The sequence below is a fragment of the Streptomyces sp. ASQP_92 genome, from assembly GCF_025399895.1.
Lineage (GTDB): Bacteria > Actinomycetota > Actinomycetes > Streptomycetales > Streptomycetaceae > Streptomyces.
The window spans coordinates 164773-189109 of the sequence record NZ_JAODUA010000003.1; the positions used below are offsets into that span (position 1 = coordinate 164773).

The 24337-nt window shown below is 67.7% G+C and carries 17 protein-coding genes and 1 tRNA gene; 15 read left to right on the forward strand and 3 right to left on the reverse strand.

Going from position 1 to position 24337, the window contains the following annotated elements:
- The first annotated feature begins 28 nt into the window (after positions 1 to 28).
- Positions 29 to 628, forward strand: a complete 600-nt coding sequence (locus N4G70_RS10230; RefSeq protein WP_261712242.1) for a TetR/AcrR family transcriptional regulator — start codon at positions 29 to 31, stop codon at positions 626 to 628.
- A 503-nt stretch (positions 629 to 1131) separates the two neighbouring features.
- Here N4G70_RS10230 and N4G70_RS10235 read toward each other — a convergent pair.
- Positions 1132 to 2151, reverse strand: coding sequence for an adenosine deaminase (locus tag N4G70_RS10235; RefSeq protein WP_261712244.1), 1020 nt, complete (start codon positions 2149 to 2151; stop codon positions 1132 to 1134).
- Between the two features lie 132 nt (positions 2152 to 2283).
- Positions 2284 to 3522: a pyridoxal phosphate-dependent aminotransferase gene (locus N4G70_RS10240; RefSeq protein ID WP_261712245.1), complete on the reverse strand. Its 1239-nt coding sequence runs from the start codon at positions 3520 to 3522 to the stop codon at positions 2284 to 2286.
- A gap of 259 nt (positions 3523 to 3781) precedes the next feature.
- Here N4G70_RS10240 and N4G70_RS10245 point away from each other — a divergent pair.
- From N4G70_RS10245 to tuf, 14 genes are all read left to right on the forward strand, one after another.
- Positions 3782 to 3854: transfer RNA gene (locus N4G70_RS10245), tRNA-Trp, on the forward strand.
- Positions 3855 to 3960: 106 nt separating this feature from the next.
- Positions 3961 to 4257 carry a preprotein translocase subunit SecE gene (secE, locus tag N4G70_RS10250; protein WP_120721918.1) on the forward strand — a complete coding sequence of 99 codons (297 nt, stop codon included), beginning with the start codon at positions 3961 to 3963 and terminating at the stop codon, positions 4255 to 4257.
- 74 nt (positions 4258 to 4331) lie between these two features.
- The gene (gene nusG / locus N4G70_RS10255) at positions 4332 to 5294 is read left to right on the forward strand and encodes a transcription termination/antitermination protein NusG (protein ID WP_261712247.1); all 963 of its coding nucleotides are present in this window, start codon (positions 4332 to 4334) and stop codon (positions 5292 to 5294) included.
- A 178-nt stretch (positions 5295 to 5472) separates the two neighbouring features.
- Positions 5473 to 5907, forward strand: coding sequence for a 50S ribosomal protein L11 (gene rplK, locus N4G70_RS10260; RefSeq protein WP_261712248.1), 435 nt, complete (start codon positions 5473 to 5475; stop codon positions 5905 to 5907).
- Positions 5908 to 5995: 88 nt separating this feature from the next.
- On the forward strand, positions 5996 to 6718 hold the full coding sequence (gene rplA, locus N4G70_RS10265; protein WP_162952540.1) for a 50S ribosomal protein L1: 723 nt from the start codon (positions 5996 to 5998) through the stop codon (positions 6716 to 6718).
- A gap of 187 nt (positions 6719 to 6905) precedes the next feature.
- Positions 6906 to 7826, forward strand: coding sequence for a DUF4412 domain-containing protein (locus tag N4G70_RS10270; protein WP_261712250.1), 921 nt, complete (start codon positions 6906 to 6908; stop codon positions 7824 to 7826).
- 331 nt (positions 7827 to 8157) lie between these two features.
- The gene (gene rplJ / locus N4G70_RS10275) at positions 8158 to 8688 is read left to right on the forward strand and encodes a 50S ribosomal protein L10 (protein ID WP_261712251.1); all 531 of its coding nucleotides are present in this window, start codon (positions 8158 to 8160) and stop codon (positions 8686 to 8688) included.
- Positions 8689 to 8801: 113 nt separating this feature from the next.
- Positions 8802 to 9185, forward strand: coding sequence for a 50S ribosomal protein L7/L12 (rplL, locus tag N4G70_RS10280; protein ID WP_261712252.1), 384 nt, complete (start codon positions 8802 to 8804; stop codon positions 9183 to 9185).
- Between the two features lie 614 nt (positions 9186 to 9799).
- The gene (gene rpoB / locus N4G70_RS10285; protein WP_261712253.1) at positions 9800 to 13285 is read left to right on the forward strand and encodes a DNA-directed RNA polymerase subunit beta; all 3486 of its coding nucleotides are present in this window, start codon (positions 9800 to 9802) and stop codon (positions 13283 to 13285) included.
- Between the two features lie 95 nt (positions 13286 to 13380).
- Positions 13381 to 17280, forward strand: a complete 3900-nt coding sequence (locus N4G70_RS10290) for a DNA-directed RNA polymerase subunit beta' (protein ID WP_167157676.1) — start codon at positions 13381 to 13383, stop codon at positions 17278 to 17280.
- Positions 17281 to 17710: 430 nt separating this feature from the next.
- A complete protein-coding gene (gene rpsL / locus N4G70_RS10295; RefSeq protein ID WP_003948652.1) occupies positions 17711 to 18082 on the forward strand; it encodes a 30S ribosomal protein S12 in 372 nt (123 codons plus the stop codon).
- Between the two features lie 2 nt (positions 18083 to 18084).
- Positions 18085 to 18555 carry a 30S ribosomal protein S7 gene (gene rpsG, locus N4G70_RS10300; RefSeq protein WP_014154599.1) on the forward strand — a complete coding sequence of 157 codons (471 nt, stop codon included), beginning with the start codon at positions 18085 to 18087 and terminating at the stop codon, positions 18553 to 18555.
- 39 nt (positions 18556 to 18594) lie between these two features.
- A complete protein-coding gene (gene fusA / locus N4G70_RS10305; protein ID WP_261712257.1) occupies positions 18595 to 20721 on the forward strand; it encodes an elongation factor G in 2127 nt (708 codons plus the stop codon).
- 160 nt (positions 20722 to 20881) lie between these two features.
- Positions 20882 to 22075 carry an elongation factor Tu gene (gene tuf, locus N4G70_RS10310; RefSeq protein ID WP_261712259.1) on the forward strand — a complete coding sequence of 398 codons (1194 nt, stop codon included), beginning with the start codon at positions 20882 to 20884 and terminating at the stop codon, positions 22073 to 22075.
- Positions 22076 to 22176: 101 nt separating this feature from the next.
- Here tuf and N4G70_RS10315 read toward each other — a convergent pair whose 3' ends face one another.
- Positions 22177 to 24210, reverse strand: a complete 2034-nt coding sequence (locus N4G70_RS10315; RefSeq protein WP_261712260.1) for a PIG-L family deacetylase — start codon at positions 24208 to 24210, stop codon at positions 22177 to 22179.
- Positions 24211 to 24337 lie beyond the last annotated feature (127 nt).

Sequence of the window (24337 nt, forward strand, 5' to 3'; positions counted from 1 at the left end):
CCACCCGTCAAGCCTCGTTGGAGCACACATGCAGTCGCCTCCGGCGCGTGTCCGCATCGTCGACGCCGCGCACGAACTCATGCTCACCCTCGGCCTCGCCCGCGCCACGACGAAGGAGATCGCGAAGGCGGCGGGGTGTTCGGAGGCGGCGCTGTACAAGCACTTCGCGAGCAAGGAGGACCTGTTCGTGACGGTCCTCAAGGAGCGGCTGCCCCAGCTCGGCCCGCTGGTGGCGCGGCTGACCGAGGAGCCGGGGGAGCGGTCGGTGGAGGAGAACCTGACCGAGATCGCCCGGCAGGCGGCGCTGTTCTACGCGGAGAGCTTCCCGATCGCGGCCTCGCTGTACGCGGACCCGCAGCTCAAGCGCCGCCACGACGAGGCGCTGCGGGAGCTCGGCTCAGGCCCCCATGTGCCGATCGACGGGGTCGACGCGTATCTCCGTGCGGAGCGGCGGGCGGGGCGGATCGGGGCGGACACGGACACGTACGCCGCGGCGTCGCTGCTCCTGGGGGCGTGCGCGCAGCGGGCGTTCGCGTACGACATGACGCCGGGGGGGCGGGGGCCGCGGTCGCTGGAGGAGTTCGCGCGGGGGGTTGCGGGGGCGCTTCTGCGGGGGTTGGGGGTGTAGGGGGAGGGGCTCGCCCCTGCCGGGGCTGGGCCGCGTGTGGTTCGTCCCGTGGTTCGTCGCCTGCGGGCGGTGGTCGCTTTTTGCACAGTTCCCCGCGCCCCCAACCCCTCTCGACCCTGCGGACCGCAGTCGCTTCTCGCGCAGTTCCCCGCGCCCCTAGCCCGTCTCGACCCTGCGGACCGCGGTCGCTTCTCGCGCAGTTCCCCGCGCCCCCAAAAACCCGCCTTCGTCCGCGGACCGTGCCCGCTACTCGCGCAGTTCCCCGCGCCCCTTAGCGGTACTGGTGCTGGCCTGCATCGGGCATTTCAGCCTGTCCGGCGATTGAGGACGAGCGCCGTTCAGGCGGGAACGGGGTCTGGGGCGGAGCCCCAGAGGTCCCGGAACCATCCAACCCCCTGCACGGGCGGGTGGGCGGGCAAAGGTGCCCCAGGGTCCGGAACCATCCAACCCGTTGCACGGGCGGGCGGGTGGGCAACCCCCCCCCGGGGGCAGCCGGCGCGGGGTCAGGGCGTCAGCCAGGCGTCGACGCCCGACAGGAGCTTGTCCTGGATGTCCGGGGGCGCGGCCGACCCGCGGATCGACTGGCGGGCCAGTTCGGCGAGTTCGGCGTCGTCGAAGCCATGATGGCGGCGCGCGATCTCGTACTGGGCGGCCAGGCGGGAGCCGAAGAGCAGCGGGTCGTCGGCGCCCAGGGCCATCGGGACCCCGGCGTCGAACAGGACGCGGAGCGGTACGTCCTCGGGCTTCTCGTAGACGCCGAGGGCGACGTTGGACGCGGGGCAGACCTCGCAGATGATGCCCTTGTCGGCGAGGCGGCGCAGCAGGCGGGGGTCCTCCGCGGCCCGCACCCCGTGGCCGATCCGCCGCGCGTGCAGATCGTCGAGGCAGTCGCGTACGGAGGCGGGCCCGGAGAGCTCGCCGCCGTGCGGGGCCGCGAGCAGACCACCCTCGCGGGCGATCGCGAAGGCGCGGTCGAAGTCCCTTGCCATGCCCCGGCGTTCGTCGTTGGACAGGCCGAACCCGACGACACCGCGATCGGCGTAGCGGATCGCGAGCCGGGCCAGGGTGCGCGCGTCGAGGGGGTGCTTCATCCGGTTCGCGGCGACCACGACGCGCATTCCGAGCCCGGTCTCGCGGGACGCCGAGTCGACCGCGTCCAGGATGATCTCCAGGGCCGGGATCAGCCCGCCGAGCAGCGGGGCGTACGAGGTCGGGTCGACCTGGATCTCCAGCCAGCCGGAGCCGTCCTTGACGTCCTCCTCGGCCGCCTCGCGCACCAGGCGCTGGATGTCCTCGGGGGCCCGCAGACAGGACCGGGCCGCGTCGTAGAGGCGCTGGAAGCGGAACCAGCCGCGCTCGTCGGTGGCCCGCAGCTTGGGCGGCTCGGCGCCGGTCAGCGCATCGGGCAGCCGTACGCCGTACTTGTCGGCGAGCTCCAGCAGGGTCGCGGGCCGCATCGACCCGGTGAAGTGCAGATGCAGATGGGCCTTCGGCAGCTCAGAGACATCCCGTACGTGCTCCATCCCAAGATCCTGCCGTACGCGCCCGTCGCACCGGTAGGGCTTTCCCTGAAGGGGGTCTTGCTCGTACACAGAAACGGAACGGGGCCGGCCCACGAGAATCCGTGGGCCGGCCCCGCCGTGCGTGGAACGGGCCTAGTCCCGCGCCTCCGCGAGCAGCTTCTGGATCCGCGAGACGCCCTCGACGAGGTCCTCGTCGCCCAGGGCGTACGAGAGCCGCAGGTAGCCCGGCGTGCCGAAGGCCTCGCCGGGGACGACCGCGACCTCGGTCTCGTCCAGGATCAGCGCGGCGAGCTCCGCCGAGGTCGCCGGACGCTTGCCGCGGATCTCCTTGCCGAGCAGGCCCTTCACCGAGGGGTAGGCGTAGAACGCGCCCTCGGGGGTGGGACAGATCACGCCGTCGATCTCGCTCAGCATCCGCACCATCGTCCGGCGGCGCCGGTCGAAGGCCTCACGCATCACGGCGACCGCGTCCAGGTTCCCGGAGACGGCGGCCAGCGCGGCGATCTGCGCGACGTTGGACACGTTGGACGTGGCGTGCGACTGGAGGTTGGTCGCCGCCTTGACGACGTCCTTCGGGCCGATGATCCACCCGACCCGCCAGCCGGTCATCGCGAACGTCTTGGCGACCCCGTTGACGACGATGCACTTCTCCCGCAGCTCGGGCACGATCGCGGGCAGCGAGGTGAAGGCGGCGCTGCCGTACACGAGGTGCTCGTAGATCTCGTCGGTCATGACCCACAGGCCGTGCTCGACGGCCCAGCGCCCGATCGCCTCGGCGTCGGCCTCGCTGTAGACCGCGCCGGTCGGGTTGGACGGCGAGACGAACAGGACGACCTTCGTACGCTCCGTACGGGCCGCCTCCAGCTGCTCCACCGAGACCCGGTAGCCGGTCGTCTCGTCGGCCACGACCTCCACCGGGACACCGCCCGCGAGCCGGATCGACTCGGGGTAGGTGGTCCAGTACGGCGCCGGGACGATGACCTCGTCACCCGGGTCCAGGATCGCCGCGAAGGCCTCGTAGATCGCCTGCTTCCCACCGTTGGTCACCAGCACCTGCGAGGCGTCGACCTCGTAGCCGGAGTCGCGCAGCGTCTTCGCGGCGATCGCGGCCTTGAGCTCGGGCAGGCCCCCCGCCGGCGTGTAGCGGTGGTACTTCGGGTTGCGGCAGGCCTCGACCGCGGCCTCGACGATGTAGTCGGGCGTCGGGAAGTCGGGCTCGCCCGCGCCGAAGCCGATGACCGGACGCCCGGCGGCCTTGAGGGCCTTGGCCTTGGCGTCGACGGCGAGGGTCGCGGACTCGGAGATGGCCCCGATGCGCGCGGAGACCCGGCGCTCGGTGGGGGAGGAAGGCGGGGGAGTTGCAGCGCTCATGCGGGCCATGCTCCCAGACCTCCGACGGCCGCAGCACCCGCGTTTCACGGACCGGTCAGCATGTGGACAGGCGTCCGAGCGGCCCGTTCCGCGGGCCCGTGGGACGGCGGTTCGACGGCGCCGGTGACCATCCGGCGGCGACGGACCGGAGGCGCCCGGAAGCAAGCTGTTCGACGCCGGGCCCCTGACCACGTACACTCACTGCCTGTTGGCCCTCACCAACCACACCACCACATGCGGTAGGTTGGGGGAACCACAAAGGGTCGTAGCTCAATTGGTAGAGCACTGGTCTCCAAAACCAGCGGTTGGGGGTTCAAGTCCCTCCGGCCCTGCTACACACACCTTCGCCAGGATGTGTGCGCATGTACGTACTTCAATGCACCGCCGTGCGGCTCCACCGGGCGCGGCACGGCCATGACCCGGAATCAGGTGAGAAGCGTGACGGACGCCGTGGGCTCCATCGACATGCCTGATGCCCAGGACGAGGCAGCGGAGTCCAAGGATTCGAAGAAGAAGGCCCGCAAGGGCGGTAAGCGCGGCAAGAAGGGCCCTCTGGGCCGGCTCGCGCTCTTCTACCGGCAGGTTGTTGCCGAACTCCGTAAAGTTGTCTGGCCGACACGCAGCCAGCTGACGACGTACACCACCGTGGTGATCGTGTTCGTCGTCATCATGATCGGCATCGTGACGTTGATTGACTCCGGCTTCTCGCAGGTCGTCAAATACGTCTTCGGCTGATCGCGAAGGGCGCCCCTCATCGGCGCCCCTTTCGCATGTTCCACCCCATCTGTAGCCAGGAAGAAGCAGCCACCGTGTCTGACCCGAACCTGAACGACGCCTCCGAGTCGGTCGAGTCCGTCGAGGACGAGCTCGAGATCATCGAGGCGGCCGACGAGGACGAGGCCGAGGCTGCCGACGCCGCTGCGGGCGAAGCGGCCGAAGAGGCTGCCCTGCACGTCGAGTCCGATGACGCCGAGTCCGACGAGGACGAGGCCGCCGAGGCTTCCGAGGTGACCGACGAGCTCGCCTCCGACGAGGACGAGACCGAGACCGAGGCCACCGCGTCGGACGAGGAGTCCGCGGAGCCCACCGGGTCCGTCGAGACCGAGTCCGGCGAGTCCACCGAGGATGAGGAGCCGGCGGAGCCCGCCGCGCCCGTCGACCCGGTCGAGGCCCTGCGCCAGGAGCTCCGCTTCCTGCCCGGCGAGTGGTACGTCATCCACACGTACGCCGGTTACGAGAAGCGTGTGAAGGCCAACCTCGAACAGCGTGCCGTCTCGCTGAACGTCGAGGAGTTCATCTACCAGGCCGAGGTCCCCGAAGAGGAGATCGTCCAGATCAAGAACGGCGAGCGCAAGAACGTCCGGCAGAACAAGCTGCCCGGTTACGTTCTCGTCCGCATGGATCTGACGAACGAGTCCTGGGGCGTCGTCCGCAACACCCCGGGTGTCACCGGCTTCGTGGGCAACGCCTACGACCCGTACCCGCTGACCCTGGACGAGATCGTCAAGATGCTCGCCCCGGAGGCCGAGGAAAAGGCCGCCCGCGAGGCCGCCGAGGCCGAGGGCAAGCCGGCTCCGCAGCGCAAGGTCGAGGTCCAGGTCCTGGACTTCGAGGTGGGCGACTCGGTCACCGTCACCGACGGCCCGTTCGCGACGCTGCAGGCGACCATCAACGAGATCAACGCCGACTCGAAGAAGGTCAAGGGCCTCGTCGAGATCTTCGGTCGCGAGACCCCGGTCGAGCTCAGCTTCGACCAGATCCAGAAGAACTGACGCCTCCGGGCACCGCTTCTGGAACCAGCACTTCCGAGCAGGTCAGACGGGCTCTCGCAGCCCCTCTGACCTGCTCGGTTTTTAGCCGCGCAGCTATACCCGCTATCGTTGTGCGGTATGCCTCCATCCGGTTGATCGGATGAAGGCGGTTCACTCTCACTAGGACCCGGAGAGAGCAATGCCTCCCAAGAAGAAGAAGGTCACGGGGCTTATCAAGCTCCAGATCAACGCCGGTGCGGCGAACCCGGCTCCGCCGGTCGGTCCCGCGCTGGGCCAGCACGGCGTCAACATCATGGAATTCTGCAAGGCCTACAACGCCGCGACCGAGTCGCAGCGTGGCTGGGTGATCCCGGTGGAGATCACGGTCTACGAAGACCGCTCCTTCACCTTCATCACCAAGACGCCGCCGGCCGCGAAGATGATCCTGAAGGCCGCCGGCATCCAGAAGGGCTCCGGCGAGCCCCACAAGACCAAGGTCGCCAAGATCACGCAGGCCCAGGTTCGCGAGATCGCCACGACGAAGCTCCCCGACCTGAACGCCAACGACCTCGACGCCGCGTCGAAGATCATCGCCGGCACCGCCCGTTCCATGGGCGTCACGGTCGAGGGCTGATCTCAGCTCACCCCGTCCCACCTCCAGTGGTAGGGCCAAGCGCTGGCCCGCACCACGACTCCATGCCTGAACCAACACAGGAGCTGAAGTGAAGCGCAGCAAGACTCTCCGCGCTGCGGACGCCAAGATCGACGCGGACAAGCTGTACGCGCCGCTCGAGGCGGTCCGTCTCGCCAAGGAGACCTCCACGACCAAGTTCGACGGCACCGTCGAGGTCGCCTTCCGCCTGGGTGTCGACCCGCGCAAGGCCGACCAGATGGTCCGTGGCACCGTGAACCTCCCGCACGGCACCGGTAAGACCGCCCGGGTCCTGGTCTTCGCGACCGGCGACCGTGCCGAGGCCGCGCTTGCCGCGGGCGCCGACATCGTCGGCTCCGACGAGCTCATCGACGAGGTCGCGAAGGGCCGTCTGGACTTCGACGCCGTCGTCGCCACCCCGGACCTCATGGGCAAGGTCGGCCGCCTCGGCCGCGTGCTCGGTCCCCGTGGTCTGATGCCGAACCCGAAGACCGGCACGGTCACCCCCGACGTCGCCAAGGCGGTCGAGGAGATCAAGGGCGGCAAGATCGAGTTCCGCGTCGACAAGCACTCGAACCTGCACTTCATCATCGGCAAGGTGTCCTTCGACGACACCAAGCTGGTGGAGAACTACGGTGCGGCTCTGGAGGAGATCCTCCGTCTGAAGCCGTCCGCCGCCAAGGGCCGGTACATCAAGAAGGCGACCATCACCACCACGATGGGCCCCGGTATCTCCCTCGACTCGAACCGCACCCGCAACCTCCTCGTCGAGGAGGACCCGGCCGCCGTCTGATCCCCCGGATCACGGCAGTCGCGGGCTTCGGGGTCTCAGGAGCACTGAGACACACCGAGACGTACTGAGACCGGCCCCCGCACCTCGTCAGAGGCGCGGGGGCCGGTTTTTTTGCCGGGCCCGCCGTCGGTGCGCTGCGTTACGGTGGTGGCGATCCGGTCGGTTTGATCAATGGGGTGGGGACGACATGAGCAGGTCTTTCAGACGCGCCGGAATATCCTTCGCGGCGGTCGCGGTGCTGGTGGCGGGCGCCGCCGCATGCCAGGGCGGGGACACGAAGAAGGCGGCGGGCGCGTCGGACAGGGCCGCCGGGCAGTCGAGCCCCGCCGACGCCCGCATGGCGCTCCAGGCGGCGTACAAGAAGACCGCGGCGGCCAAGTCCGCGAAGGTCACCATGAAGATGTCGGTGCCGTCCATCGTGGGCGCCGGCGTCGGTGAGATGGAGATGACCGGCATCCAGGCGTGGAACCCGTCCGCGATGGACTTCACCATGACCACCCCGGCCCTGAAGGGCATGCCGGACGCGCCGGACAAGATCCGTACGGTCATGCTGAACAACGTCATGTACATGGACATGGGTGCCGAGGCGGCCAGGGACAACGGCGGCAAGCGCTGGATGAAGATGGACCTCGGCGCGTTCGCCAAGGGCGCCGGCGGCGACGGTCTCGCCCAGCAGCTGACGGGCGGCGCCCAGAACCAGGACCCGGCCCAGCAGCTGGCGCTCCTGACGGACTCGCCGAACGTGAAGCACCTCGGCAGCGAGCAGATCGACGGCGCCCCGGCCGAGCACTACAAGGGCACGCTGACGCTGGAGGAGGCGCTCGCCACCAACAAGAGCCTGGACGGTCTGTCGGCCCAGGAGCGCCAGAAGTTCATCGACGCCATGAAGGGCTCCGGAGTCAAGGCCTACGACACCGAGCTCTGGATCAACGCGTCCGGCTACCCGGTGCAGATGAACGTCGGCATCGACAGCCCCCAGGGCAAGTTCACGATGAGCGCGCACTACTCGGACTACGGCGCCAAGAACGTGGTGCAGGCTCCCGCGGCGGCCGAGACCTACGACTTCGCGGACTCGCTGAAGGACCTCGACAAGGGCGGCGCCGCCTGAGCCGGAGTCCGGCCGGTGCCGTGTCCCGACCGGGTTCTCCGCCCCGGCCGGGACCCCGTATGAGCGGATTTGCTTGACACGGACCCCGTGACGTACGCTTCTCCAGAAGCCAAAGACCGCTGGTCGTTGCCGTGCCTTCATTCGAGGGGGCGGTGGCCGAAGGATCCGTTGAATACGGACGACCCGCGCAGGTGACCGTGGAAAGTTCCCGGACGTATCTCTTATCGAGTGCTGCTGGTTGAGCTACGCCCCGTGCGCCTGCGCCGGGGCGTTTCGTTTTGTTCGGCCCCTTTTGAGCGGTCCTCATCACCCGGAAGGAGGCCGACGCTCTATGGCAAGGCCCGACAAGGCTGCCGCGGTAGCCGAGCTCGCGGACCAGTTCCGCAGCTCGAACGCCGCCGTGCTGACCGAGTACCGGGGTCTCACCGTGACGCAGCTCGAGAAGCTTCGTCGTTCGCTCGGTGAGAACGCCCAGTACGCCGTGGTGAAGAACACGCTGACCAAGATTGCGGCCAACGAGGCCGGGATCACTTCGCTGGACGACCAGTTCGCTGGTCCGACGGCGGTTGCCTTCATCACCGGTGACCCGGTGGAGTCGGCGAAGGGTCTTCGTGACTTCGCCAAGGAGAACCCGAACCTGATCATCAAGGGCGGTGTCCTTGATGGCAAGGCGCTGTCCGCCGATGAGATCAAGCAGCTCGCGGACCTCGAGTCCCGCGAGGTTCTGCTCAGCAAGCTGGCCGGCGCGTTCAAGGGCAAGCAGTCTCAGGCTGCCTCGCTCTTCCAGGCGCTGCCGTCGAAGTTCGTCCGCACCGCGGAAGCGCTTCGCGTCAAGCTCGCCGAGCAGGGCGGTGCCGAGTAACTCGGCTCGCGCAATGATCGCCGCCCACTAGGGCGACGGTCGCAGCGGGCCGAACGTACGCCCGCCTACATGTACATCCGGCACCCGCCGAATTAGTGGAAGGATCGCCCATCATGGCGAAGCTCAGCCAGGAAGACCTGCTCGCCCAGTTCGAGGAGATGACCCTCATCGAGCTCTCCGAGTTCGTGAAGGCCTTCGAGGAGAAGTTCGACGTCACCGCCGCCGCGGCCGTCGCCGTCGCCGGTCCGGCCGGTCCGGCCGCCGCCGCCGAGGCCGTCGAGGAGCAGGACGAGTTCGACGTCATCCTCGAGGGTGCGGGCGACAAGAAGATCCAGGTCATCAAGGTCGTGCGTGAGCTGACCTCGCTGGGTCTGAAGGAGGCCAAGGACCTCGTCGACGGCGCCCCGAAGCCCGTCCTCGAGAAGGTCGCCAAGGAGGCCGCTGACAAGGCTGCCGAGTCCCTCAAGGCCGCCGGCGCCTCCGTCACGGTCAAGTAATTCCCCGCGGGTCCCCACGGGGCCCGCACCCGTCTCGCAGGCGCGCTCGCGCGCCGCTGGACACCGCCAAGGGCGATCACCCATCCGGGTGGTCGCCCTTCGGCGTACCCGCGCCGCCTGCCTTGCACGCGGCCCGTCGGGGAGTATGGTGATCTTCGCCGTCTGCTCGGCGAGAACGCAGGCGTAGCCCCGTAACGGCTCCCGCGGCGATTCCCGGGGAGCGGAGGGGTCTTGACGAACCGCACGCAGCGCGCAATTCTCAGGACGCGTCGTCACAACGATCCGGATCCGAGGCATGGATCGACGGCGAAGAGGGCAGTACTAATCTGCGTCTGCGCGGCGCACGGCCGACCGAGGTACCGAGGTACTTGAGAAGAGCAACGCGGGTGTCGAAAAATCCGCCCTGGACATCAGTGTGCCGAGTGGCTACACTGTCCCTTTGCGCTGCCTGTTAGCTGTCCCCTGCCCGTCACCAGGGGCATGCCCTCGCTTGAGCATCTTTGATGGAACCGCCCCGACCTGGCCTCTTGGGCCTCGTCGGGAAACGTCTCTCTCTGTGCCCACGTGGGACCGGTACGCGCGTAGTGAGTCCGAGCCCTCGGAAGGACCCCCTCTTGGCCGCCTCGCGCAACGCCTCGACCGCCAATACGAACAACGGCGCCAGCACCGCCCCGCTGCGCATCTCCTTTGCAAAGATCAAGGAGCCCCTCGAGGTTCCGAACCTTCTTGCGCTGCAGACCGAGAGCTTTGACTGGCTGCTCGGCAATGCCGCTTGGAAGTCTCGGGTCGAGGCCGCTCTCGAGAGTGGACAGGACGTCCCCACCAAGTCCGGTCTGGAGGAGATCTTCGAAGAGATCTCCCCGATCGAGGACTTCTCCGGGTCGATGTCGCTGACCTTCCGCGACCACCGCTTCGAGCCGCCGAAGAACTCGATCGACGAGTGCAAGGAGCGCGACTTCACGTTCGCGGCCCCGCTCTTCGTCACCGCCGAGTTCACCAACAACGAGACCGGCGAGATCAAGTCCCAGACGGTCTTCATGGGCGACTTCCCGCTCATGACCAACAAGGGCACCTTCGTCATCAACGGCACCGAGCGTGTCGTCGTGTCGCAGCTGGTCCGCTCGCCGGGTGTCTACTTCGACTCCAACATCGACAAGACGTCCGACAAGGACATCTTCACGGCCAAGATCATCCCGTCCCGGGGTGCCTGGCTCGAGATGGAGATCGACAAGCGCGACATGGTCGGTGTCCGCATCGACCGCAAGCGCAAGCAGTCCGTCACCGTCCTCCTGAAGGCTCTCGGCTGGACCACCGAGCAGATCCTCGAGGAGTTCGGCGAGTACGAGTCGATGCGCGCCACCCTGGAGAAGGACCACACCCAGGGCCAGGACGACGCGCTGCTCGACATCTACCGCAAGCTGCGTCCGGGCGAGCCGCCGACGCGCGAGGCCGCTCAGACGCTGCTCGAGAACCTCTACTTCAACCCGAAGCGCTACGACCTCGCGAAGGTCGGCCGCTACAAGGTGAACAAGAAGCTCGGCGCGGACGAGCCGCTGGACGCCGGCGTGCTCACCACCGACGACGTCATCGCGACCATCAAGTACCTGGTCAAGCTGCACGCCGGTGAGACCGAGACGGTCGGCGAGTCGGGTCGGAACATCGTCGTCGAGACCGACGACATCGACCACTTCGGCAACCGTCGTCTGCGCAACGTCGGCGAGCTCATCCAGAACCAGGTCCGTACGGGTCTGGCTCGTATGGAGCGCGTCGTGCGTGAGCGCATGACGACCCAGGACGTCGAGGCGATCACGCCGCAGACCCTGATCAACATTCGCCCGGTCGTGGCGTCGATCAAGGAATTCTTCGGCACCTCGCAGCTCTCGCAGTTCATGGACCAGAACAACCCGCTGTCGGGTCTCACCCACAAGCGCCGTCTGTCGGCGCTTGGCCCGGGTGGTCTCTCCCGTGAGCGGGCCGGCTTCGAGGTCCGTGACGTGCACCCGTCGCACTACGGCCGCATGTGCCCGATCGAGACGCCCGAAGGCCCGAACATCGGTCTGATCGGTTCGCTCGCCTCGTACGGCCGCGTCAACGCGTTCGGCTTCATCGAGACGCCGTACCGCAAGGTCGTCGACGGCCAGGTCACCGACGAGGTCGACTACGTCACCGCCGACGAGGAGGACCGCTTCGTCATCGCGCAGGCCAACGCCGCGCTCAGCGACGACATGCGGTTCACCGAGCCGCGCGTGCTGGTCCGCCGCCGTGGTGGCGAGGTCGACTACGTGCCCGGCACCGAGGTCGACTACATGGACGTCTCGCCGCGCCAGATGGTGTCGGTCGCGACCGCCATGATCCCGTTCCTCGAGCACGACGACGCCAACCGTGCCCTCATGGGCGCGAACATGATGCGTCAGGCCGTGCCGCTGATCACGTCCGAGGCGCCGCTCGTCGGCACCGGCATGGAGTACCGCTGCGCGGTCGACGCCGGTGACGTCATCAAGGCGGAGAAGGCGGGTGTGGTCCAGGAGGTCTCCGCGGACTACATCACCGTCGCCAACGACGACGGCACGTACACCACGTACCGGATCGCCAAGTTCGCCCGCTCCAACCAGGGCACCTCGGTCAACCAGAAGGTTGTCGTCGACGAGGGCGCCCGCGTGATCGAGGGCCAGGTCCTGGCCGACGGTCCCGCCACCCAGCAGGGTGAGATGGCGCTGGGCAAGAACCTGCTCGTGGCGTTCATGCCGTGGGAGGGTCACAACTACGAGGACGCGATCATCCTGTCGCAGCGCCTCGTGCAGGACGACGTCCTCTCCTCGATCCACATCGAGGAGCACGAGGTCGACGCCCGTGACACCAAGCTCGGCCCGGAGGAGATCACCCGGGACATCCCGAACGTCTCCGAAGAGGTCCTCGCCGACCTCGACGAGCGCGGCATCATCCGTATCGGTGCCGAGGTCGTCGCCGGCGACATCCTCGTCGGCAAGGTCACGCCCAAGGGTGAGACCGAGCTGACGCCGGAGGAGCGCCTGCTGCGCGCGATCTTCGGTGAGAAGGCACGCGAGGTGCGTGACACCTCGCTGAAGGTGCCGCACGGCGAGATCGGCAAGGTCATCGGCGTCCGCGTCTTCGACCGTGAAGAGGGCGACGAGCTGCCGCCGGGTGTGAACCAGCTGGTTCGCGTCTACGTGGCGCAGAAGCGCAAGATCACGGACGGTGACAAGCTCGCCGGCCGTCACGGCAACAAGGGTGTCATTTCGAAGATCCTTCCGATCGAGGACATGCCGTTCCTCGAGGACGGAACTCCGGTCGACATCATCCTCAACCCGCTCGGTGTCCCGTCCCGAATGAACCCGGGACAGGTCCTGGAGATCCACCTCGGCTGGCTCGCCAGCCGCGGCTGGGACGTCTCCGGTCTGGCCGACGACTGGGCCCAGCGGCTCCAGGCCATCGGCGCCGACCAGGTCGCCGCCGGCACCAACGTCGCCACCCCGGTCTTCGACGGCGCCCGCGAGGACGAGATCACCGGTCTCTTCGAGGCCACGATCCCCAACCGCGACGGTGACCGGCTGGTCCAGCCCTCGGGCAAGGCCAACCTGTTCGACGGCCGCTCCGGTGAGCCGTTCCCGGACCCGATCTCGGTCGGGTACATGTACATCCTCAAGCTGCACCACCTGGTCGACGACAAGCTCCACGCCCGCTCGACCGGTCCGTACTCGATGATCACCCAGCAGCCGCTGGGTGGTAAGGCCCAGTTCGGTGGCCAGCGCTTCGGTGAGATGGAGGTGTGGGCGCTGGAGGCATACGGCGCCGCGTACGCCCTCCAGGAGCTGCTGACCATCAAGTCCGACGACGTGACCGGCCGTGTGAAGGTCTACGAGGCCATCGTCAAGGGCGAGAACATCCCCGAGCCCGGCATTCCCGAGTCCTTCAAGGTGCTCATCAAGGAAATGCAGTCGCTCTGCCTCAACGTGGAGGTGCTGTCCTCGGACGGCATGTCCATCGAGATGCGCGACACGGACGAGGACGTCTTCCGCGCTGCGGAGGAGCTCGGTATCGACCTGTCCCGGCGCGAGCCGAGCAGCGTCGAAGAGGTCTGACGGGTCTGGCGGGGGCTCACTAGAGCCCCCGCCGTCCCCGGGACCCCCCTCAGACCATCTTGAAGAATCGACCCCGAAAGAGGGATTGACGACAAGTGCTCGACGTCAACTTCTTCGACGAGCTGCGGATCGGCCTCGCCACCGCTGACGACATTCGTCAGTGGTCCCACGGTGAGGTCAAGAAGCCGGAGACCATCAACTACCGCACCCTCAAGCCCGAAAAGGACGGACTCTTCTGCGAGAAGATCTTCGGTCCGACCCGGGACTGGGAGTGCTACTGCGGCAAGTACAAGCGCGTCCGCTTCAAGGGCATCATCTGTGAGCGCTGTGGCGTGGAAGTCACGCGCGCCAAGGTGCGCCGCGAGCGGATGGGCCACATCGAGCTTGCCGCTCCCGTGACCCACATCTGGTACTTCAAGGGCGTTCCGTCGCGTCTTGGCTACCTGCTCGACCTCGCGCCGAAGGACCTCGAGAAGGTCATCTACTTCGCCGCGTACATGATCACGTTCGTGGACGAGGAGCGCCGTACGCGCGACCTGCCGTCGCTGGAGGCGCACGTCTCCGTCGAGCGTCAGCAGATCGAGAACCGCCGCGACTCCGACCTCGAAGCCCGCGCCAAGAAGCTCGAGACGGACCTCGCCGAGCTCGAGGCCGAGGGTGCCAAGGCCGATGTGCGCCGCAAGGTGCGCGAGGGTGCCGAGCGCGAGATGAAGCAGCTGCGCGACCGTTCGCAGCGCGAGATCGACCGTCTCGACGAGGTGTGGAGCCGCTTCAAGAACCTCAAGGTCCAGGACCTCGAGGGCGACGAGCTGCTCTACCGCGAGCTGCGTGACCGTTTCGGCACGTACTTCGACGGCTCGATGGGTGCCGCTGCCCTGCAGAAGCGCCTGGAGACCTTCGACCTCGACGAGGAGGCCGAGCGCCTCCGCGAGATCATCCGTACCGGCAAGGGCCAGAAGAAGACCCGTGCGCTCAAGCGCCTCAAGGTCGTCTCCGCGTTCCTGCAGACCAGCAACAGCCCCAAGGGCATGGTGCTCGACTGCGTGCCGGTCATCCCGCCGGACCTGCGTCCGATGGTGCAGCTGGACGGTGGCCGCTTCGCGACCTCCGACCTGAACGACCTGTACCGCCGCGTGATCAACCGCAACAACCGCCTCAAGCGACTCCTTGACCTCGGCGCTCCCGAGATCATCGTGAACAACGAGAAGCGCATGCTTCAGGAGGCCGTCGACGCGCTCTTCGACAACGGCCGTCGTGGTCGCCCGGTCACGGGCCCCGGCAACCGTCCGCTGAAGTCGCTGTCCGACATGCTCAAGGGCAAGCAGGGTCGATTCCGTCAGAACCTGCTCGGTAAGCGTGTGGACTACTCCGCGCGTTCCGTCATCGTCGTCGGCCCGCAGCTCAAGCTGCACCAGTGCGGTCTGCCGAAGGCCATGGCGCTGGAGCTCTTCAAGCCGTTCGTGATGAAGCGCCTGGTCGACCTGAACCACGCGCAGAACATCAAGAGCGCCAAGCGGATGGTCGAGCGCGGCCGCACGGTCGTGTACGACGTCCTCGAAGAGGTCATCGCCGAGCACCCGGTTCTGCTGAACCGTGCGCCCACGCTGCACCGCCTCGGCATCCAGGCCTTCGAGCCCCAGCTGGTCGAGGGCAAGGCCATCCAGATCCACCCGCTCGTCTGCACCGCGTTCAACGCGGACTTCGACGGTGACCAGATGGCCGTCCACCTGCCGCTCTCCGCGGAGGCGCAGGCCGAGGCCCGCATCCTGATGCTGTCCTCGAACAACATCCTGAAGCCGGCCGACGGCCGTCCCGTCACCATGCCGACCCAGGACATGGTGCTCGGCCTCTTCTTCCTCACCACGGACGAAGAGGAGCGCGAGGTGAAGGGCGCCGGCCGCGCCTTCAACTCGACCGCCGAGGCGATCATGGCGTTCGACGCCCGGGAGCTCTCGCTCCAGGCGAAGATCGACATCCGCTTCCCGATCGGCACCGTCCCGCCGCGTGGCTGGACCCCGCCGCTCGACGAGGACGGCGAGACGACCTGGCAGCAGGGCGACTCGTTCCGTCTGCGGACGTCCCTTGGCCGCGCGCTCTTCAACGAGCTGCTGCCCGAGGACTACCCGTTCGTCGACTACTCGGTCGGCAAGAAGCAGCTCTCCGAGATCGTCAACGACCTCGCCGAGCGCTACCCCAAGGTCATCGTGGCGGCGACGCTCGACAACCTGAAGGCGGCGGGCTTCTTCTGGGCCACCCGTTCCGGCGTCACCGTCGCCGTCTCGGACATCGTCGTCCCGGAGGCCAAGAAGGCCATCGTCCAGGGCTACGAGGCCCAGGACGAGAAGGTGCAGAAGCAGTACGAGCGCGGTCTGATCACCAAGGACGAGCGCACGCAGGAGCTCATCGCGATCTGGACCAAGGCGACCAACGAGGTTGCCGAGGCGATGAACGCGAACTTCCCCAAGACGAACCCCATCTTCATGATGGTTGACTCGGGTGCCCGAGGAAACATGATGCAGATGCGTCAGATCGCCGGTATGCGTGGTCTGGTGTCGAACGCGAAGAACGAGACCATCCCGCGTCCGATCAAGGCGTCCTTCCGTGAGGGCCTCACCGTTCTGGAGTACTTCATCTCCACGCACGGTGCCCGTAAGGGTCTGGCGGACACCGCCCTGCGTACCGCCGACTCGGGTTACCTGACCCGTCGTCTGGTGGACGTCTCGCAGGACGTCATCATCCGTGAGGAGGACTGCGGCACCGACCGCGGCCTCAAGCTCAAGATCGCGGAGCGGGGCGCCGACGGCGTGCTGCGCAAGACCGAGGACGTCGAGACCTCCGTCTACGCCCGCATGCTCGCCGAGGACGTCGTCGTCGACGGCAAGGTCATCGCGCCGGCCAACGTGGACCTCGGTGACGTGCTCATCGACGCCCTCGTGGGTGCGGGTGTCGAGGAGGTCAAGACCCGCTCGGTCCTGACCTGTGAGTCCGCGGTCGGCACCTGTGCCTTCTGCTACGGACGCTCGCTCGCCACCGGCAAGCTGGTCGACATCGGTGAGGCGGTCGGCATCATCGCCGCCCAGTCCATCGGTGAGCCCGGTACCCAGCTGACGATGCGTACCTTCCACACCGGTGGTGTGGCCGGTGACGACATCACGCAGGGTCTGCCGCGTGTCGTCGAGCTCTTCGAGGCCCGTACGCCCAAGGGTGTCGCGCCGATCTCGGAGGCCAAGGGTCGCGTCCGCATCGAGGAGACCGAGAAGACCAAGAAGATCGTCGTCACCCCGGACGACGGCAGCGAGGAGACGGCGTTCCCGATCTCCAAGCGTGCCCGTCTCCTGGTCGGCGAGGGCGACGCGGTCGAGGTGGGCCAGAAGCTCACCGTCGGTGCCACCAACCCGCACGACGTGCTGCGGATCCTCGGTCAGCGCGCGGTCCAGGTCCACCTGGTCGGCGAAGTCCAGAAGGTCTACAACTCGCAGGGCGTGTCGATCCACGACAAGCACATCGAGATCATCATCCGGCAGATGCTGCGCCGCGTGACGATCATCGAGTCCGGCGACGCGGAGCTGCTGCCGGGCGAGCTCGTCGAGCGCTCGAAGTTCGAGACCGAGAACCGTCGTGTGGTCACGGAAGGCGGCCACCCGGCCTCCGGCCGTCCGCAGCTGATGGGTATCACCAAGGCCTCGCTGGCGACGGAATCCTGGCTGTCGGCCGCCTCCTTCCAGGAGACGACCCGAGTCCTGACGGATGCGGCGATCAACGCCAAGTCCGACAGCCTCATCGGCCTCAAGGAGAACGTCATCATCGGTAAGCTCATCCCGGCCGGTACGGGTCTGTCCCGCTACCGCAACATCCGGGTCGAGCCCACCGAAGAGGCCAAGGCCGCGATGTACTCGGCCGTCGGCTACGACGACATCGACTACTCGCCGTTCGGCACGGGCTCCGGCCAGGCCGTTCCGCTGGAGGACTACGACTACGGTCCCTACAACCAGTAAGGCGTACGTCAGCCGAAGGGCGCCCACCCCGCAGCACGCGGGGCGGGCGCCCTTCGGGGTTTTCAGCGTCGGCCGGGGTACCGACGGGGACCCTGGAGGGCGCCCGAACGACCGCCTGCTGAGACGGTTCGTCTCATGGTGGAGCCCGGACGGGTATGGGGTGACATGTCCCACGGGGTGCCGAGGCCCGCGCGTGGGCATTTGTTTTGACCCAAGTCGATGAGGTAGGTACGCTCAGACCTTGTGCCTGGGGTGTGCCTGGGCTCCGCTGCGTGCCTACGTCCGCAGTACGAGCTTCTGGACCGGCCACCGCAATCTGCGCCTCTCCCGCCTTCGGGCGGGGGTCTGCAGTATTCGACACACCCGACCGCGTGGGTCGGAGACGTGTTTCAGGTTAGTTTTACTACGGCACACAGAAACCGGAGAAGTAGTGCCTACGATCCAGCAGCTGGTCCGGAAGGGCCGGCAGGACAAGGTCGAGAAGAACAAGACGCCCGCGCTCGAGGGTTCGCCCCAGCGTCGCGGCGTCTGCACGCGTGTGTTCACGACCACCCCGAAGAAGCCGAACTCGGCGCTCCGTAAGGTCGCGCGTGTGCGCCTGACCTCCGGCATCGAGGTCACGGCCTACATCCCGGGTGAGGGACACAACCTGCAGGAGCACTCGATCGTGCTCGTGCGTGGTGGCCGTGTGAAGGACCTGCCGGGTGTTCGCTACAAGATCATCCGCGGCTCGCTCGACACCCAGGGTGTCAAGAACCGCAAGCAGGCCCGCAGCCGCTACGGCGCCAAGAAGGAGAAGTAAGAATGCCTCGTAAGGGCCCCGCCCCGAAGCGCCCGGTCATCATCGACCCGGTCTACAGCTCTCCTCTTGTCACCTCGCTGATCAACAAGATCCTGCTGGACGGCAAGCGCTCCACCGCCGAGCGCATCGTCTACGGCGCCATGGAGGGCCTGCGCGAGAAGACCGGTGCTGACCCGGTCATCACGCTGAAGCGCGCTCTCGAGAACGTCAAGCCGTCTCTTGAGGTCAAGTCCCGCCGTGTCGGTGGCGCCACCTACCAGGTGCCGATCGAGGTCAAGCCCGGTCGCGCCGCCACCCTCTCGCTTCGCTGGATCGTGGGTTACTCCCGCGCCCGCCGTGAGAAGACCATGACCGAACGCCTCATGAACGAGCTGCTCGACGCCTCCAACGGCCTCGGCGCTGCGGTCAAGAAGCGCGAGGACACCCACAAGATGGCCGAGTCCAACAAGGCCTTCGCGCACTACCGCTGGTAGTCGCTACCCACATCGAGACCGAGAGAAGACTGAGCCGATATGGCTACCACTTCACTTGACCTGGCCAAGGTCCGCAACATCGGGATCATGGCTCACATCGACGCGGGCAAGACGACCACCACCGAGCGGATCCTGTTCTACACCGGCGTCTCGTACAAGATCGGTGAGGTCCACGACGGCGCTGCCACGATGGACTGGATGGAGCAGGAGCAGGAGCGCGGCATCACGATCACGTCCGCCGCGACGACCTGCCACTGGCCGCTCGAGGACGTCGACCACACCATCAACATCATCGACACCCCGGGCCACGTGGACTTCACGGTCGAGGTGGAGCGTTCGCTCCGCGTCCTCGACGGTGCGGTCACCGTGTTCGACGGTGTCGCCGGTGTGGAGCCGCAGTCCGAGACGGTCTGGCGTCAGGCCGACCGTTACGGCGTCCCGCGCATCTGCTTCGTCAACAAGCTCGACCGTACCGGCGCCGAGTTCCACCGCTGCGTGGACATGATCGTGGACCGCCTCGGCGCGACCCCGATCGTCATGCAGCTGCCGATCGGTTCCGAGGCCAACTTCGAGGGCGTTGTGGACCTGGTCCGCATGAAGGCCCTCGTGTGGTCCGCGGAAGCGACCAAGGGCGAGATGTACGACGTCGTCGACATCCCGGCCACGCACACCGAGGCTGCTGAAGAGTGGCGCGGCAAGCTGGTCGAGACCGTCGCCGAGAACGACGAAGAGATGATGGAGCTCTTCCTCGAGGGCGTCGAGCCCACCGAGGAGCAGCTGTACGCCGCCGTGCGTCGCATCACCATCGCGTCCGGCAAGGGCGGCGACACCACCGTCACCCCCGTGTTCTGCGGCACCGCGTTCAAGAACAAGGGCGTCCAGCCCCTGCTCGACGCCGTCGTTCGCTACCTGCCTTCCCCCCTGGACGTCGAGGCCATCGAAGGCCACGACGTCAAGGACCCGGAGGTCGTGGTCAAGCGCAAGCCGTCCGAAGAGGAGCCCCTCTCGGCGCTGGCGTTCAAGATCGCGAGCGACCCGCACCTCGGCAAGCTCACCTTCGTCCGGATCTACTCCGGTCGCCTGGAGGCCGGCACCGCGGTGCTGAACTCCGTCAAGGGCAAGAAGGAGCGCATCGGCAAGATCTACCGCATGCACGCGAACAAGCGTGAGGAGATCGACTCGGTGGGCGCCGGCGACATCATCGCCGTGATGGGCCTGAAGCAGACCACCACCGGTGAGACGCTGTGCGACGAGAAGAACCCGGTCATCCTGGAGTCCATGGACTTCCCGGCGCCGGTCATTCAGGTCGCCATCGAGCCCAAGTCCAAGGGTGACCAGGAGAAGCTGGGTGTCGCCATCCAGCGTCTCGCGGAGGAGGACCCCTCCTTCCAGGTGCACTCGGACGAGGAGACCGGCCAGACCATCATCGGTGGTATGGGCGAGCTCCACCTCGACATCCTCGTCGACCGTATGCGTCGCGAGTTCAAGGTCGAGGCGAACGTCGGCAAGCCGCAGGTCGCGTACCGCGAGACGATCCGCAAGACCGTCGAGCGCGTGGACTACACCCACAAGAAGCAGACCGGTGGTACCGGTCAGTTCGCCAAGGTGCAGATCGCGATCGAGCCCATCGAGGGCGGCGAGGCGTCGTACGAGTTCGTGAACAAGGTCACCGGTGGCCGCATCCCCCGGGAGTACATCCCGTCGGTGGACGCGGGTGCGCAGGAGGCCATGCAGTTCGGCATCCTGGCCGGCTACGAGATGACTGGCGTCCGCGTCATCCTTCTCGACGGTGGCTACCACGAGGTCGACTCCTCCGAGCTCGCGTTCAAGATCGCCGGTTCGCAGGCCTTCAAGGAGGCCGCGCGCAAGGCTTCGCCCGTGCTCCTTGAGCCGATGATGGCCGTCGAGGTCGTCACGCCCGAGGACTACATGGGTGAGGTCATCGGCGACATCAACTCCCGCCGTGGCCAGATCGAGGCCATGGAGGAGCGCAGCGGCGCCCGCGTCGTGAGGGGCCTCGTGCCCCTCTCGGAGATGTTCGGCTACGTCGGCGACCTCCGCAGCAAGACCTCGGGTCGCGCAAGCTACTCGATGCAGTTCGACTCCTACGCCGAGGTTCCGCGGAACGTCGCCGAGGAGATCATCGCGAAGGCCAAGGGCGAGTAACTCTTCCGAGTTCACGCTTTAGGCTTGTCACCGGAGCCACTGGGGCATTCGGCGTAAACCATCAGGTTTACGGTGGGTGCCCCGGGCCCCGGCATCCCAGCAAAGATCACCTGGCGCCGATGAGTAAGGCGTACCAGAACCACTCCGCAGGAGGACCCCAGTGGCGAAGGCAAAGTTCGAGCGGACTAAGCCGCACGTCAACATCGGCACCATCGGTCACATTGACCACGGTAAGACGACCCTCACGGCCGCCATTACCAAGGTGCTGCACGACGCGTACCCGGACCTGAACGAGGCCTCGGCCTTCGACCAGATCGACAAGGCTCCTGAGGAGCGCCAGCGCGGTATCACGATCTCGATCGCGCACGTCGAGTACCAGACCGAGTCGCGTCACTACGCCCACGTCGACTGCCCCGGTCACGCGGACTACATCAAGAACATGATCACGGGTGCCGCGCAGATGGACGGCGCGATCCTCGTGGTTGCCGCCACCGACGGCCCGATGCCGCAGACCAAGGAGCACGTGCTCCTGGCCCGCCAGGTCGGCGTTCCGTACATCGTCGTCGCGCTGAACAAGGCCGACATGGTGGACGACGAGGAGATCCTGGAGCTCGTCGAGCTCGAGGTTCGTGAGCTCCTCTCCGAGTACGAGTTCCCGGGCGACGACCTGCCGGTCGTCAAGGTCTCGGCGCTCAAGGCGCTCGAGGGCGACAAGGAGTGGGGCCAGTCGGTCCTGAACCTGATGGCCGCCGTCGACGAGGCGATCCCGCAGCCCGAGCGTGACGTCGACAAGCCGTTCCTGATGCCGATCGAGGACGTCTTCACGATCACCGGTCGTGGCACCGTCGTCACCGGTCGTATCGAGCGTGGTGTCCTGAAGGTCAACGAGACCGTCGACATCGTCGGTATCAAGACCGAGAAGACCACCACCACGGTCACCGGCATCGAGATGTTCCGCAAGCTGCTCGACGAGGGCCAGGCCGGTGAGAACGTCGGTCTGCTGCTTCGTGGCATCAAGCGCGAGGACGTCGAGCGCGGCCAGGTCATCATCAAGCCGGGTTCGGTCACGCCGCACACCGAGTTCGAGGCCCAGGCGTACATCCTGTCCAAGGACGAGGGTGGCCGTCACACGCCGTTCTTCAACAACTACCGCCCGCAGTTCTACTTCCGTACGACTGACGTGACCGGTGTCGTTACCCTCCCCGAGGGCACCGAGATGGTCATGCCGGGCGACAACACCTCCATGACGGTCTCGCTGATCCAGCCCGTCGCCATGGAAGAGGGCCTGAAGTTCGCCATCCGTGAGGGTGGCCGGACCGTGGGCGCCGGCCAGGTCGTCAAGATCGTCAAGTAAGTACCTGACGATTGACCTGGTAGCTCGCTGAGCTGTCAGAAGAGCCCCGCACCTTTCGAGGTGCGGGGCTCTTCGCTGTGCGTGCGGGGTTCCGGAAGGCGTTACGGCCGCCAGGACCAGGGGCGGGCGTCGACGCCGAGCCCGACGACCAGGGGGCGCCCGTCACGGACGTACAGCGTGGGCATGCCGATGGGGGTGGCGCCCCGGGCGCGCTTCAACACCCTTTTGCCGTCGGCCAGTTGGAGCGTCCCCTGCTCGTCCGTGCCCAGCACGAATCCGGCCGCGGCGCCGACCGGCCCGTATCCGTCGAGCGCGACCGGCGTCGCCGCGCTGCCGTCCAGGCGTACGGAGGTGAGGCGCGGGGAGGCGGGGGAGCCGGGATCCTGGTGGGCCTTCTTCGGGTCGGCCGAGGTGCGGTACAGGAGGCGTACGCCGTCGCCGAGCACGCTCGGGGCCACCGCGTCGACGGGGAGCGGGAGCCGGGTCGGGGCGGGTGCGAGGGGCGCGCCGGGGGTGGGCTGCGTCCAGTGGTGCACGGTGTCGGTGCCGGCCGCGAAGACATGGACGCGCCCGCGCGGGTCGACGATCGCGTTCAGCCCCTCCTGTACGGACTCGCCGCCCAGATCGCGCCAGGGCGACCAGGTGCCGTCCGCCTCGCGGACGCGGGTGCTGATGCCGCGGTCCGCGTTGCGCACGAAGAGGTGGACGCGTCCGTCCGGCGAGGCGAGGGCCAGCGGTGAACCGATCCGTCGCCCGCGGTCGTCGCCGCGCTCGGGGTTGCCGAGCCCCTTCCAGGCCCCGAACCGCCCACCGGGCGCGGCCTGTTCGAGGGCGACGATCTCGCGGGTGTTGGCCCCGGCCCGTCCCTGGAGCGAGGAGAACCGGAGCGCGAAGAGGAGCTGTCGGCCGTCGGGGAGGCCGGCGCCGCCGAGGACGGGGGCCAGGGGGGAGCCGCCGAGGTCCTCGGGGGCGCCCCAGCCGCCGTCGTCGTTCCGGCTCCACCGGACGGCGCGCAGCCCGAGCACCCCATAGCCGTACGCGCCGTCGTCGCCGAGCAGGAGCCGGACGCCGGGGTGGCGGTAGTGGGTGGAGCGGACCCAGCCCTTGCCGTTGGTGAGCGGCCGGTTCCCGCCGACGTTGTAGTCCCCGCAGCCGCCCGGGTTCCCGCAACTCCAGTCCGCGCTCCCCCCGTACGGAACGAGGTGGACGGCCTTCTCGGCGAGCACCTTCGGGGGGAGGTTCTTGGGCCAGTGCCGGTTGTAGTAGGCGCGGTAGGCCGTGGCGAGGAAGGCGCTGCCCTGCTCGGCGTGGCGGATCAGCGCGGCCCAGGCGAAGGACGCGGCGGCGGTGTGGTCGGCGTGGTCGGAGTACCCCGCCTGCTCCGAGTCGTGTTGGCGTACGGCCGGGGAGCTGTGCTGGATGTCCGGGTCCGGGTCGAGGGTCTGGACGTGGGTGGGCGCGTAGTGGGCGAGCAGCCCGGCCAGCACCTCCACCAGGTCGTCGTAGGTGTAGCTCTTGGCCTGGCGCAGGGGGGAGCCGATGGCGATGACGACGGGCAGCTGGAGGTGGTGGTCCTCCCAGAGCGCGGGCAGCCCCATCCGTCCCCCCAGCGGGGTGTGCATGGCGGTGTTGAGGAACACCAACTCCACGCTGCGGCCCCGGTGTTGGAGCCGGTTGACCTCGGCGCGGTGGCCGCCGCGCAGCTCGGCGACGGACTTCTCCCAGGGCGTGTACCTGTCGAGCCCGAGCAGGGTGGCGTACGCCTGCCGCAGCCCCTGGTGCCGGGCGGAGGAGTAGGCGGCCTTGTCGTAGACGTGCGGCCCGGTGTCCCCGACCACCCGGTTGTCCCCGTTGGCCTCCCCGCCGGTGACGTACACGCTGACGAGCGGGACCCCGGCGTCCAGGGTGTGGTGGGTGTCCGGGTTCATGAAGTACAGGTCGTCGTCCGGGTGGGCGAGGATCTGGAGGAGGAGGGGGGTGGGGGGTGGGGTGAGGGGGGCGACGGTGGCCGTCGTCCTGGTCCGCCCCGGGGTGGGCACCGCGCACCCCGCGACGCCGACGGCGAGCCCCGCGGCGACGGCGCCCCCGAGAACGGCCCTCCGGCCCGGCCCCGAGGCCCTTGCTGTGTCGTTCACGTACGTCCCGTCCGCCGCTCGTCCTCGTCCTTCGCGCCCGCGAGGGGCCGCGCGCCCAGTGAGACGGGGGAGTGGGGGGCGGGGTTGCGTGCCGCGGGCGGCGGGGTGCGGGGATGCGGCCGGAGGG

Excerpts from the sequence above, each read along its gene's own strand:
- N4G70_RS10230 (WP_261712242.1), top strand. The coding sequence starts at position 29 with ATGCAGTCGCCTCCGGCGCGTGTCCGCATCGTCGACGCCGCGCACGAA.
- N4G70_RS10235 (WP_261712244.1), bottom strand. The coding sequence starts at position 2,151 with ATGGAGCACGTACGGGATGTCTCTGAGCTGCCGAAGGCCCATCTGCAT.
- N4G70_RS10240 (WP_261712245.1), bottom strand. The coding sequence starts at position 3,522 with ATGAGCGCTGCAACTCCCCCGCCTTCCTCCCCCACCGAGCGCCGGGTC.
- rplK (WP_261712248.1), top strand. The coding sequence starts at position 5,473 with ATGCCTCCCAAGAAGAAGAAGGTCACGGGGCTTATCAAGCTCCAGATC.
- N4G70_RS10270 (WP_261712250.1), top strand. The coding sequence starts at position 6,906 with ATGAGCAGGTCTTTCAGACGCGCCGGAATATCCTTCGCGGCGGTCGCG.
- rplJ (WP_261712251.1), top strand. The coding sequence starts at position 8,158 with ATGGCAAGGCCCGACAAGGCTGCCGCGGTAGCCGAGCTCGCGGACCAG.
- rplL (WP_261712252.1), top strand. The coding sequence starts at position 8,802 with ATGGCGAAGCTCAGCCAGGAAGACCTGCTCGCCCAGTTCGAGGAGATG.
- rpsG (WP_014154599.1), top strand. The coding sequence starts at position 18,085 with ATGCCTCGTAAGGGCCCCGCCCCGAAGCGCCCGGTCATCATCGACCCG.
- fusA (WP_261712257.1), top strand. The coding sequence starts at position 18,595 with ATGGCTACCACTTCACTTGACCTGGCCAAGGTCCGCAACATCGGGATC.